The organism is Olivibacter jilunii, from assembly GCF_900607235.1.
Classification (GTDB): Bacteria; Bacteroidota; Bacteroidia; order Sphingobacteriales; family Sphingobacteriaceae; genus Olivibacter; species Olivibacter oleidegradans.
Map to the genome: position 1 here is coordinate 1,031,092 of NZ_LR027849.1, position 13,161 is coordinate 1,044,252.

Sequence of the window (13,161 nt, forward strand, 5' to 3'; positions counted from 1 at the left end):
AAACCCATTAAAAAGACAATGATTATGGACACCATATCGAGAGAGCAATTTCTAGGGTTGGCAAATGTAAAAAGCGATCGCTGTATCACCATCTACATGCCAACCCACCGTTCCGGTTTTGAAGTGAACGAAAAACAAGACCGGTTATTATATAAGAATATATTGAAGAATGTGGAAAAGCAGGTTCTTGATTCAGGCGGAGACAAAGCAGACATACAACAATTGCTTAAGCCAAGCTATGAATTGTTAGATGATAAGGAATTTTGGTATAAACTGGATTATGGTTTGGCGCTATTCATCACAGCAGACTCTTTTTTGGTCAAAAAACTACCCATATCAATAAAAGAGGAAGTCTATGTTAATAACACCTTTTATCTCACACCTATTTTCCCGCTACTTAATAATGATATACATTTCTATGTACTAGCCATTAGTAAAAACGCAACGGCTTTTTATAGAGGGACTGCCTTTTCTATTGAAGAACTGAGCATTGAGGGTTTACCAAGAGGTATGGATGATGTCATCCATTTTGAAGAGAAAAGTGGCCAGAGGTTGTTCAGAGCAGGAGGGAGCCCAGCAACCGGCATAGGTAGTGCTCATGGGCATGACGCTGGACTCGCAGATGAAGAAGAATATGTGGCAGCTTATTTAAAAGAGGTCGATCAAACATTATGGAAGGAAAAATTGGGAAATGAGAAAGCGCCTTTACTATTAGCCGGGGTAGCATATATGGCAGCGAAATATAGACAGATCAGTCGGTATGGAAATATTGTACCTGAATATTTAGCCGGTAATTACGAGCGGGTAGACACCCACATCATTTTTGAAAAATCGAGAAATATGATGATCCCTTTTTTGCAGAAACCGGTCAGAAGCGCGTTAGCAAACTATTATAACAATCTTGGAGGAGGGACCAGCTGCGACGACTTTTCGAAAGTCATTACAGCCAGTTTTTTCGGACAAGTAGAAAACCTTTTTGTCAAAGAACGAAGTCATGCATGGGGAAAATTTGACAAGGATCGTAATCAAGTAACGCTCCATACCGAAAAAGAATATGGTGATGAGTGTCTTGTTAATCAAGCGATCATTCATACTATTCAGAACGGTGGAAATATATATGTGTTATCCGAAGAAGAAATGCCCGACGCAAAATTGCTCGTTGCAAGCCTCCGTTATTAAGGTTGTATTTCGCCTACGCGCATAATTTGCGTAACTAAATTGAATGTCACGATCGCAGTTAATGAAAACATGATATGTGCAAAAAATAAACCTAGGTAGAAATGAGCATTTATACCAAGAGAGATTAAGTGTTTCTTTAAGGTAATTCTAACGAGCAAAATACTCGCTAATCCATGGGCGGCTCCAAATAGAAGCGCCGTTATTACATCAGATCTTCCTACGCCAAGGCGCCATAACAGATAATAAACGCCAACGAAAAAGACCCCCAACAAATAACACACAATAAAGCCTATGTATAAACGATTGGACATTCCCGTGGGCCTCGTTTCCTCCTTACGCGTTTCAATTAGTAAATAACTAAATAATTCGGTTAGCGTAATTCCCCTTTGGCTAACCGTAACGTATAGTTTTTGTACGAGTACCATCAGTATGGTTGCGCTCAATCCGGATAATATGAGTTTAATAAAAAGCATTTTATGGAATTTTATTTTGTTAAGCAATGATTATTCCTTTATGCTAAGCCAAGGGCTGTTTACCCCTGTCAGCACATTAGCAGTTGGTTGTCAAGAAGATATCTGCTTTTGCAAACAGGCTTATTTACTTTTTAGGACAGCTTGAAAACCAGACCGGTTTTGTATACCGATCTCATTATAAAATCGTCCTTATTTCTAATGTTCTGCTAATCTAACAACTACAGAGCTTTTTCTTTTTTACCCTACGTAAAACAAATTCTATTCTTTTTTTAGGTATATGTCTTGTTTCTTTATAAGAAACGAAGGTTAGAAAAATTTAATTATAAGTATTGATTGCTATCTCTTCGTCAAGCAGCATGGCGTCTGCCACGGTACAATGTTTTAATCAATTGTACTACGTAAGCAAAATAAAGATGCTGATTACAGGGAATTTCAATAGCATATTATCCAGAATAATTATGAAGAAGAGAATTGCATTTATAAGCGAACATGCCTCACCCCTTGCCATGTTAGGCGGAATAGACAGTGGAGGACAGAATGTGTATGTTACGGAGCTCGCCAGACAGCTCGCCAAAGACGGCTATGCTATTGACATTTTTACACGAAGTGATTGCGATAGACTACCTCGAATAGTGCGACTGTTTCCGGATGTAAGAGTTATCCATGTCAATGCAGGGCCACAGCAAAGCATACCAAAAGAACAATTATTTGACTTCATGGAGGCCTTTAAGGACGACATGATCACCTTTATTGAATCAGAAGGAATAGATTATGCTTTGATACACGCCAACTTTTGGATGTCGGCATGGGTTGGTCTATCCCTAAAATTGAGATATCGTATTCCATTGGTTGTGACGTTCCACGCCCTGGGTAAAGTTCGGCGATTACATTTACAGGAAGATGATAAATTTCCTCAAGAACGAGTGACTATTGAAGAAAATATCGCGAGAGAAGCCGATTGCATTATTGCTGAATGTCCACAAGATAAACAAGATTTAATTAGCATGTACAACGCTAATGCGAAACGAATAGCCGTTGTCCCTTGTGGTTTTAATCCCACGGAATTTTATCCTATCGATAAAATGTACGCACGTATGCTTTTAGGACTTCAGAATGATGAAAAAATTATTTTACAATTAGGACGCATGGTTCCGAGAAAAGGAGTGGATAACGTAATCCATGCGCTAAAATACTTGAAAGGGGATTTTAAAGTAAGACTTCTGGTTGTAGGAGGAGAAGGAAACGCTGAACAATTTATGGCCAGTGCTGAATTGAAGCGCCTTCAGAAAATCGTAGAAGAGGAAGGTGTTTCCTCATACGTCGAGTTTATTGGACCAAAGAAGCGAGAAGAATTGAAATATTATTACAGTGCAGCAGATGTTTTTGTTTCCACTCCGTGGTACGAGCCCTTTGGAATTACACCTTTGGAAGCAATGGCCTGTGGGACACCTGTAATCGGTTCAAACGTAGGAGGCATTAAATATAGCGTTGTAGATGGAGTAACCGGTTATTTAGTACCGCCTAAAAAACCTGTTGAATTGGCTAACAAGATGCAAAGGCTTTTGAAATCGGAGGGTGGCTTAATGGGATTACAGGGTATCGATAGAGTAAATCATCTTTTCACCTGGCAGAACGTCAGTAATGCGATCATGATGATATATGAGTCGCTTATTGATCCGGATTTTATTGTTTATAGAGATGAGTCGCAACTTATAGCACATGCTTTTGAAGAAGCGGCTTCCACATTTCAGTTCTCAGCCGCTCTACTTTCGCCTGCTATCCTGGAAGCTGGTAGTGTTATCTGCAAAGGCTTTTCAAAGGGCAAGAAGATGCTAATATGTGGCAACGGAGGAAGTGCGGCGGAGAGTCAACATTTCGCTGCAGAGCTTGTAGGTCGTTTCGACATTGAGCGAAGGCCAGCTCTTCCAGCCATCGCGCTTACTGCCGATACGTCTACATTAACGGCATGGGCAAACGATTTTTGTTTCGAAGAAGTATTCGCAAGACAAGTCGAGGCCCTTGGTAATAAGGGCGATATCTTGTTTACAATTAGCACAAGCGGTAACTCAGAAAACATATTGCACGCAATAAAAAAGGCTAAGAAACTGGGAATGATCTGTATTAATTTACTGGGGAAGAAAGGAGGAGAAGCCTATCGTTTCGGAGATGTTAATATCATTGTCCCTTCCGATAGTACACAACGCATTCAAGAAATACAATTACATGTCATCCATTCGATCTGCACGTTGATTGAACAACGTATGTTTTCGTCGGAGGGATTGGTCCGCGAGACCGGTGAATTAAGGGCAACTACTAAGCGATTAATGAAAAACCGGGATGAACGCTTAGGATACGCGGTTTTAAACACTAACGCATATTATCTGACAAAACAACATCATGCAAGTTAATAGAAAGGCAGTGTTCTTAGATAAAGACGGAACGATCATACCAGACATTCCTTATAACGCCGACCCAAATAGAATTACCTTTGAAAAAGGGGTTGTCAGAGGTTTAAAGGAATTAGCAGCTAACGGTTTTGTCTTTATCATCATAACGAATCAGTCAGGCATCGCAAAAGGTTATTTCACGGAGGATGAGATTTTTGAGGTAAAAAAAGCATTGGCCCGACTGTTTATTGAAGAAGGATTACCACCTTTTGAAGGGTTTTATTTCTGTCCTCATCATCCTGACGGTATTGTCTCTCGTTTTTCCTATGCATGCAACTGCAGAAAACCCCAGCCTGGATTGCTGGAGCGGGCTGCCGAAGACCATCACATTTCACTAAGTCAATCTTGGATGATAGGTGATATCTTGAATGATGTTGAAGCAGGAAATCGTGCAGGATGTAAAACCATACTTATAGATAACGGCAATGAGACAGAATGGATGGTTGATGGTTATTATAGGAGACCATACTACGTTGCATCTGATTTTTTAGAAGCTGCTAATAAAATTATAACTCATTTAAGTACAGTAGATCATGAGCCAAAGATTAATAGATTTAGTCCATCAGTTTAAAGAGAAGAAAGTACTCGTTATTGGCGATTTTATTTTAGACGTTTTCATAAACGGAACGACTAGCAGGATCTCTCCTGAAGCTCCGGTTCCTGTAGTGGATGTACAAAAAAAGATGCTATGCTTGGGTGGGGCCGGAAATGTAGCTGCAAATCTTCAGGCGCTAGGAGCTACGACGCTCCTTTGCAGTGTCATTGGAGAAGACCTTTATGAATCGTCTGTAAAGCCTTTATTAAAGCGGCATAAAATTCAAGAACAATATTTGGTGCATGATAATAAAAGAAGAACGGAAGTGAAAACACGTGTTCTTGCAGATCAACATACGATTGTTCGTTTCGATGAAGGTGATCACTGTTCCCTGAGTGAATCTTCAGAATCGCTTCTGATTGACCTCTTAGCGGATGCATATCAAGCTTGCGATGCTGTAATAATTGCCGATTATGAAAAGGGCGTAATCAGTGCACGCGTAATCGCTGCATTGATTCAGCTACAGACGCGTTACCCAAGGTTCATAGCGATCGATTCCAAGCGATTGTTTTCTTTTAGCGCATTGAGGCCGACTGTGGTGAAGCCAAATTATAAACAGGCCCTTAATTTACTTAATATAGAAACTATGCCTGATAGGATTGCGCAGGTAGACCAAATTTCCAAGCAACTCATCGAAAAAACGAGGGCTAAATATGTTGCTCTTACCTTGGATTCGGATGGTGCAGTTTGGATCGAAAGAGGGCAAAAATCCTTACATCTACCGGTCGATCCCGTTTATAATCCAAATGTCTGTGGGGCAGGAGACACCTACCTGGCTACAGCAACTTTGGCACTTGTTTCCAATGCCGAGAAGATAGAAGCCGCCCAAATTGCAGCCATCGCTTCACATTGTGTAATTGAAAAGTCGGGAACCTCCGTTTGTCATGCAATAGATATTGTTGATAAAATAGTGAATAAGACAAAAATTTTAACTTCTACGTCGTTATTGACTAGCCTTACAGATCAACTTAAAGCAAAAAATAAGCGAATTATTTTCACGAATGGCTGCTTTGACATCATGCATTGCGGGCACACACACTACCTACAGGAAGCAAGAAAAATGGGCGATGTACTAATTGTTGGTGTAAATTCCGATGAAAGCGTGCGCCGTTTAAAAGGAAAAAGCAGACCGATTAATATACTGAAAGATCGAATGCATGTTTTAGCGGCATTCTCATCAATTGATTATATCATAAGTTTTGGTAATGAAAATGATGAAGATAACCCAGCAAATTTAATACGGGCATTGAAACCCGATATAGTGGTGAAGGGAGAGGACTATAGAAACAAACAAATGCCCGAATTGCAAGCTATAAATGAAGTTGGTGCCAAATTGGTGCTCTTACCTTTTACGCATGGAAAGTCAACTACCAACATAATTAGACGTATCCAGGAAAATTCATCGCCAAACCAAGTCACCAAAATGAAAGCTTAAATGACTACATGGCATGGCTGTAAAAATATACTCGTGATTCGAGCAGATAATACAGGAGACGTACTCATGTCGTCTCCTGCAATCCGAGCGCTTAAAGATAGCTTTAATTGTAGGATTACATTGTTAACATCAACAGATACATCAGAAGTCGTTTCACTGTTGCCTATGGTTGATGAAACCATTGCAGTCGATTTGCCCTGGGTTAAGTTAAAAGCCAATCATGCAACTCATATAGTAGAAAAACTAGTTTCACAATTGAAAGTGGCATCGTTTGATGCTTGCGTGATTTTTACCGTTTACAGTCAAAGTCCGTTACCCGCAGCAATGTTAGCATGGATGGCGGGAATTCCGAGACGTCTAGCATATTGTCGAGAAAATCCTTATGAGCTTTTAAATGATTGGATTCCTGAGAAGGAACCCTACGAACTTATTAAACCTCAGGTCGAACGTGATCTCGACTTAGTTGAGCGTGTTGGGGCTGTAGCAAAGGAGAAAAAAATAACAGTAGCGATTAAGGAAAATGCCATTTCAAGCGTAAGAATCAAACTCGAAGCTTTGGGAATAAATCTATCGAAACCTTTCATTGTACTACATCCAGGTGTGAGTGAAGAAAAAAGGCAGTTTCCCGAAGAAAAATGGGAAGAGCTCGCTAAAGAAATGTTAAAGCTATTAGATACACAGATTGTGTTTTCCGGCTCGGATAGTGAAAGTTCAATAACAAACCGCTTGAAAGATCGTGTGAAAGATAACTCTTTTTCAACCGGAGGCCTTTTCCGAATAGATGAGTTTGCAGCACTTCTCCAAATGTCCAAACTTGTCATATCTGTCAATACAGCTACCGTCCATTTAGCGACGGCCGTTGAGACTCCTCTAGTTGTACTTTATGCTCAAACAAATCCACAACACCATCCTTGGATGGGTAATGCACGCGTGCTTGAATATAGTATTGATGAACAGATCAAAAGCAAAAATGAAGTTATTCGCTATGTTGATCGAAAATATTACGCTGACTACTTGCCTTTACCATCGGTGAATGATATCATGCAAGCGGTATTGTCTATGTGGTGATTTTATATATTACACAACACTGTATTGTTGAAATGTTGAAGCACCTTTTCGACATTTGGCTTTCTTTGACAATCTATTATTTGCTGCCTTGTAGGAGTTAGGGGGCCCCACCGATGAGGTTCACCATCCATACTAACGACCACTGCAGGCACCTGCAGTGCATAGGCTATATGGGCTACCCCTGTGCAGTTGGATAATAATCCCCTCGCTTGTTTAAGTAAAAGGGCGATCTCATCTAAATCTGTTTGACCGACAAGAAATAATGGCGGGCGGTTCATATGTGCTGATAGTTCGTTGGCAATCGTTTCTTCCTCTTTTGTCCCCGTAATAGCGACATCATAACCCGCTTCTAAACAACGGTTGGCTATTTGCGCAAAGTACTTTGGATTCCATCTACGAGATTCGCCACGTGACCCAGGATGTATACAAACGAAATTCCCCGGCGTTAAATGGAATTTTTCGCAGATATGACGATCGTCTTTTAGAAGCGGAAATTCGAGTTGTTTACCTGCATCAGGTATGCCGAGATGATGCATCAAATATAAGTGCCGTTCAATCTCATGCAAGTGTTCAGGATAGGGAACAAAATGTTCATTGTTTGGTCGAAAGAGTGAATCCTTGAAAAAGCCAGCCAATTTATTTGCATCAAATAATGAAACGAGTGCATTAACATAGGTGCCATTTCCCTGCATTTGTATTACCAAATCAAATTTACGCCTCTGCATATCTTGTAGAAAGGCCAAAATCTTTTTCGGTTCAATGGGCTGCTCAGGCAGCCCCGGATAGCCGGGGAAGGGAATGAATTCATCAATATAATTGGCAAAACGATGTTGCAGATGTTGTGTACCCGGCAGTCCTATCCAAGCAATACGCGCATTCGGATACGCTTGTCTTAATGAGCGTATTGCCGGTATCGCACATAAAAAATCTCCTAATTGTAAGGCTCTGAAAATTGCGATTGATTTCATTTTCCGATCTTAATATTATAAACGGTTCGGTATTTAATAGAACCATACAGCTGCCAAAAAATAGATAAGTACGGTATTAGTATTGAAGTAAAAACCATTTCTGCAATATGAGAGGGTGATTTACTGGTTCCTCTCAGACGTATTAAAATAAATTTAGCGGTAAGAAACAACCAAAAACTTAGACTGGCAAAAAAGGCCCACTTCAGGTTCACATGCCATAAGAGAACCATGGAAATCAATAGCAATAAAAGACTGTAATATAAAGCATTTGTTGGATGGCCGATTCGGGCTTGATAGAGACTTGGAAATTTCTTTGCCAATAACGCATTATATATGCCTTTCTTTTGTTCTTTTATGCTAATTCCCCATTTGGCCTTTCTAGCTGGATGAATAACAACGGCTTTGTTAAGTTTTATTATTGGGATTTTTGCACGGAGAAGCTTAAAATGCAAGTCGCTGTCTTCTCTCCATGCCATTTTAAATCGTTCGTCAAAACCTCCGACATGGTATAGCGCTTGTTTCGTACAAATACAATTAGCCGTGATAAACTCTGCAACCTCCAATTGTGCCGTATTCCTTTCAAAATCTGTCGGGCTCTCGGGGGTTGGTACATATACTGATCCTGTATATACGATTTTCTCCTCACCGTTATAGGCGTCAAAAATTTCCTGAAGCCAAAGTTCATCGGGAATACAATCATCATCAGTGAACGCAACCAGGTGTCCATCAGCGTATAACCATCCTAGGTTTCGGGCTGCAGCCGGTCCTTTTTTGCATTCAGTATAAAGATAAGTTATACGATTTTCAAAAGCGGTATTAAACGTAGCTACCAGCTCTTCCGTTTCTTTGTCATAACCATCACCCACCACAATAATGTCATATAAACGCTGATTAAGTGTTTGTTTAGTCAAAGCGTCTAGACATCGTGACAATAACATCGTTCTTTGGTAAGTCGGAATTACTACAGTTATCCTAAACATATCCATACGGCACCCTAAAAACTAACAAGATTTTCGTCCAAGACCATTCTTTCAGGAACATTGACATAATCCTTCTGAATTAGAAAGGATCCTATGATAAGCGCATCGAAGGGGGATGTCCAAAAGCATTCAATAGCATCTCTTGGTGTGCATACAATTGGCTTTCCCAATGTGTTAAAAGAGGTATTTACGAGTACAGGCACTCCTGTTTTCCGTTCGAACGCCTTGATAAGTCGGTAATAAAGTGGATTTTGTTTTTCATTAACCGTTTGAATACGCGCAGTACCATCGACGTGCTTTACGGCTGGTATTTGCGTCGCTTTATCGGGAATCACATCATAGATGAACAGCATAAACGGTGACTGTTTTGCTCCCACAAACCAATTTTCGGCGTCCTCTTCCGTTACAACAGGTGCGACGGGTCGAAAGTCTTCGCGATCCTTTACCTCATTTAATTTGGCTTGCATTTCAGGACTTAACGGCGAAGCCAAGATAGAACGACTTCCTAAGGCTCTTGGGCCATATTCCATCGCACCCTGAAACCATCCGATAATTTTATCTTGAGCAAGTAACGTTGCGGTCTCTTCCACTATGTCATGCATTTTGATATAAGGAATTTTATTTCGTTCCAAAATACGTTGTATGTCACTATCGGAGTAAGAGGGGCCTAAATATACGTCCTGCATGATCGAAGTCTTTTTACTTTCTCTACGTTCTTCCCGATCTTTTAATATAGCAGCCCCTAAAGCTGTACCGGAATCACCGGCAGCAGGCTGCACCCACACATTCTTGAATGGACTTTTATCCCTGATACGGGCATTTAAAACACAATTGAGAAATACACCGCCGGCGAGACAAAGATTTTCTTCCCGCGTCACCTCATAAAACCAATTCAACAACTCCAATATACGCTCTTCTAAAACATACTGAAGCGAACGTGCAATGTTAAAATGGTGTGCGGTAAAGGGAGCGTTTCTTAAGCGCTGTGGGCCAAATCTCTCAGAAAGTCGCAGATCGCTTATTTCATATTGTCCGCTTCCTGTTAAGCGCACAATCTCTCTAAATTCATCAACAAAAACAGGCTCACCATATGAAGCTAAAGCCATTACTTTATATTCGTCAGATGATCGTAGAAATCCGAGATGCGCTGTGATATCTTCATACAACAGGCCTAGGGAATGGGGCAGCTGTACTTGTTGTATCAACTCCAAGCCATTTTGGTTTCCAACGTAATAAGAACTTGATGCTGTTTCACCCCGACCGTCCATAACGAGCACGGCTGCTGCCTCAAAAGGAGAAGGAAAAAATGCACTGGCTGCATGGGACAGATGATGATCCGTAAAATGCCAGATCCAATCGTTTGTCCTTGCATTTAAAAAGGAGGATTGCAGATGGTGTGGGTAACCATCAACCAATTGTCGTGGAGCATTAATGATAGAGGAAAGAAAAAGATTTCGCCACGGCTCGGAATCTTTATCGTGTTCTGTATTTCTAACAAAAGGAATATCTGCCCATGGCCTCTTCTCATCCCCAGGGTTAACCAATAAAAAGGGATCAAACGAATAAGCGATGTGATCAACCGCAGACAAGGTGATTCCTGCTTGCTTTAGACAAAAATCAATTGCATGATAAGGTAGTTCATAGGTCGAAAATGGAATGGGGCGTTTACCATGTTTGATTTGCGTGAATCGTTCATCTTCGGCGGCTGCAATTAGGTGTCCATTTTCGATTAAACAAGCTGCGGAGTCATGAAAAGCTGCGTTAATTCCTAAGGTATACATATCTTTCATTTATAGGGTTAAATAAGAATCGGATTCCATATACAGTGCCACTTCTCTACGCCCTCAATTTTGTGCTCAAGAACCCTTTTTCATTTAGTTATTTGTTCTTTAAAATTGAGTTATTGTTATATCTTCTCGTCGAATGGGTACAGCACTATGCACTTTTTAGGACACTAATAAAATGTTGCCAATATTGCCTTCAACGGCACCGCATTGCTTGAGCTAAGGATTTTTGCATGAAGTATACTTGTGTATGTTTATAGGTTCAATAGTTGCTTATATAGGTGGTAAATAAGGATGTCATGGGATTGAAAGAACCTATATTAAAAATCTTACGTAAAAAATACGATTGCATGTCGCTCATAGCGTGTTCTTGCAATCAATACGAACTAAGTTTTAAAACTGACGAGTCCAGCGATCCAATACAGGTCTTTTTGGAACGCAAAACGTCCAAAGGAAACGTAAAGGGGCAGGGATATATTCGATGTATGATTCATGACGCTTCGGGTAGATTAAATAAAGATTACCGGCTGCCACGCAATGAATTTAATAGATTTATTATTTAACGCAAGACGCTATGTTTGCACCTATTTTATTTGGAATTATCTTTTTGTTAGCTATCGGTATCGTATACTACTTTTATAGGAAGCACTAACGTGAAATATGATATTTCACACAATGCACAGAGGTTTGTGACTTTTTAGCACCGGCAACCTAAAATATGGTATGACGTAAACAAACGAAAATGCAAACTATCGCTTATCATGCATCTCATGAACAATTTAGCCCAACAGACCTATTAGGTTGGGCTATACTAGCGGAACAGTGCGGCTTTACGGCTATACATTGCTCTGATCATTTTCATTCTTGGAGCATAACCCAACAACACAGCGGCTATGCTTTCACTTGGCTAGGCGCTGCCATGCAATCTACCAGGCTTCCTTTTGGTTTTGTATGCGCCCCTGGGCAGCGTTATCACCCTGCTATAATTGCCCAGGCTATTGCGACGCTTGGATATATGTTTCCAGATCGGTTATGGGTATCTTTGGGTAGCGGCGAAAATATCAACGAACACATCACAGGAGACAACTGGCCCGATAAAAAATTCAGAAATGAACGTTTGAGAGAATGCGCGACCATTATTCGCGCTTTATTGGGAGGCAAGGAAGTAAGCTACGAGGGTCATGTGCGTGTAGACAGGGCCAAACTTAACACGCGACCCAACAAACCCATTCCAATTTTCGGCGCTGCTGTAAGTGTGGAGACGGCGGGTTGGGTAGGTAAGTGGGCAGATGGTTTGATTACAATTAGCAGGCCGTATAACGAATTGAAGGAGGTAGTGACTGCATTCAGGAAAAATGGCGGAGAAGGGAAACCTATGTTTTTAAAAGTGCAATTGTCGTATGCAACATCAGAGGAACTGGCCCTTGTAAATGCGTACGAACAATGGAGGAATAATTTACTAGATCCAATACTTCTAAGTGATATAGCCACGATAGAAGAATTCGATGCGCTTGGATCATCCGTTAGCTTTGAGGATATACCCAAAAAAATAAGAGTATCCAGTAATTGGCAGGATCAGCTACAGTGGTTGGAGCAAGACTTGTCTCTTGGCTTCGAACATCTTATTCTTCATAATGTCAACATCTATCAAGAAGAATTTATCCGTGATTTCGGAAAATTCGTTGTCCCAAGGCTAAAAAAGCGCTAGGTTTTGTCTTGTGTGTTATCCACTCTACCGTCAAGCCCTTCCAGAAAACTAAGTCCCAGCGCATTTATCTCGAGCATTTTATTTGGATAGGGACAATCATCAGCGATGTCTACTGTAAGAATGTAGCCGTTTTGCTCCAGTATGTAGGTTGCCTTGAGAACGCTTTCAGGGTCCAATTGCATTTCCTCTGCAAACTTACCTATGGATCCAACTGACCACCTTCTTAGTAAACGAAGAAGGCGTAGGGCGTTCGAACTTAAAAACATCATAATTTATATCATTTATAATCGTAGAAAATATTTTAACAGTCTCTTGTTTCAGCAAACGATGTTTGGAATAGGTTGGGCTTAGCTTATACTTTTTTTGCTTATCCGAAACTTTCTCTTTTATTTTACTTGTGTTCCGATTAAAAAACCATAAGACTCTAAGCCTGGTATTTGGCCGCAGATAATCTTCATGACACATAGTAGAGGGATGGCCAAAATCATACCGGCGGTTCCTACACGGCTTCACCTGCCACTAAG

General features: G+C 40.6%; 12 protein-coding genes. 7 read left to right on the top strand and 5 right to left on the bottom strand.

What is annotated here, in order from left to right:
- The first annotated feature begins 24 nt into the window (after positions 1-24).
- Complete coding sequence (locus tag E0E36_RS10390) at positions 25-1,179, top strand: baeRF7 domain-containing protein (RefSeq protein ID WP_130855880.1); 1,155 nt, start codon at positions 25-27, stop codon at positions 1,177-1,179.
- On the opposite strand, the gene E0E36_RS10395 is transcribed toward E0E36_RS10390, so the two are convergent.
- Positions 1,176-1,652, bottom strand: coding sequence for a hypothetical protein (locus E0E36_RS10395; RefSeq protein WP_130855881.1), 477 nt, complete (start codon positions 1,650-1,652; stop codon positions 1,176-1,178). The two genes, E0E36_RS10390 and E0E36_RS10395, sit on opposite strands and share 4 nt — an antisense overlap.
- A gap of 458 nt (positions 1,653-2,110) precedes the next feature.
- Here E0E36_RS10395 and E0E36_RS10400 point away from each other — a divergent pair, with 458 nt between their 5' ends.
- Genes E0E36_RS10400 through E0E36_RS10415 form a run of 4 tightly spaced genes read left to right on the top strand, consistent with a single transcriptional unit; the run spans position 2,111 to position 7,197 of the window.
- On the top strand, positions 2,111-4,060 hold the full coding sequence (locus E0E36_RS10400) for a glycosyltransferase (protein WP_242627177.1): 1,950 nt from the start codon (positions 2,111-2,113) through the stop codon (positions 4,058-4,060).
- On the top strand, positions 4,050-4,670 hold the full coding sequence (locus tag E0E36_RS10405; RefSeq protein WP_130855883.1) for a D-glycero-alpha-D-manno-heptose-1,7-bisphosphate 7-phosphatase: 621 nt from the start codon (positions 4,050-4,052) through the stop codon (positions 4,668-4,670). Before E0E36_RS10400 ends, E0E36_RS10405 begins: the two co-directional genes overlap by 11 nt.
- Entirely contained in the window at positions 4,633-6,129 is a 1,497-nt protein-coding gene (gene rfaE2, locus E0E36_RS10410; RefSeq protein WP_130855884.1) for a D-glycero-beta-D-manno-heptose 1-phosphate adenylyltransferase, read from the top strand. Before E0E36_RS10405 ends, rfaE2 begins: the two co-directional genes overlap by 38 nt.
- On the top strand, positions 6,130-7,197 hold the full coding sequence (locus tag E0E36_RS10415; protein WP_130855885.1) for a glycosyltransferase family 9 protein: 1,068 nt from the start codon (positions 6,130-6,132) through the stop codon (positions 7,195-7,197).
- Positions 7,198-7,199: 2 nt separating this feature from the next.
- Here the strand turns inward: E0E36_RS10415 and E0E36_RS10420 are convergent, their stop codons facing one another.
- Genes E0E36_RS10420 through E0E36_RS10430 form a run of 3 tightly spaced genes read right to left on the bottom strand, consistent with a single transcriptional unit; the run spans position 7,200 to position 10,935 of the window.
- Complete coding sequence (locus E0E36_RS10420; RefSeq protein ID WP_130855886.1) at positions 7,200-8,165, bottom strand: glycosyltransferase family 9 protein; 966 nt, start codon at positions 8,163-8,165, stop codon at positions 7,200-7,202.
- Positions 8,162-9,151, bottom strand: a complete 990-nt coding sequence (locus E0E36_RS10425) for a glycosyltransferase family 2 protein (RefSeq protein ID WP_130855887.1) — start codon at positions 9,149-9,151, stop codon at positions 8,162-8,164. Before E0E36_RS10425 ends, E0E36_RS10420 begins: the two co-directional genes overlap by 4 nt.
- Positions 9,152-9,159: 8 nt before the next feature.
- Positions 9,160-10,935: a carbamoyltransferase family protein gene (locus tag E0E36_RS10430; RefSeq protein WP_242627179.1), complete on the bottom strand. Its 1,776-nt coding sequence runs from the start codon at positions 10,933-10,935 to the stop codon at positions 9,160-9,162.
- Positions 10,936-11,228: 293 nt separating this feature from the next.
- On the opposite strand from E0E36_RS10430, the gene E0E36_RS10435 reads away from it, so the two are divergent.
- Complete coding sequence (locus E0E36_RS10435; protein ID WP_130855888.1) at positions 11,229-11,492, top strand: hypothetical protein; 264 nt, start codon at positions 11,229-11,231, stop codon at positions 11,490-11,492.
- Positions 11,493-11,671: 179 nt separating this feature from the next.
- Positions 11,672-12,637 (top strand): TIGR03885 family FMN-dependent LLM class oxidoreductase, encoded by a 966-nt coding sequence (locus E0E36_RS10440; RefSeq protein ID WP_130855889.1) that lies wholly within the window; start codon positions 11,672-11,674, stop codon positions 12,635-12,637.
- Here E0E36_RS10440 and E0E36_RS10445 read toward each other — a convergent pair.
- Positions 12,634-12,906, bottom strand: coding sequence for a hypothetical protein (locus E0E36_RS10445; RefSeq protein WP_130855890.1), 273 nt, complete (start codon positions 12,904-12,906; stop codon positions 12,634-12,636). The two genes, E0E36_RS10440 and E0E36_RS10445, sit on opposite strands and share 4 nt — an antisense overlap.
- Positions 12,907-13,161: the final 255 nt, after the last annotated feature.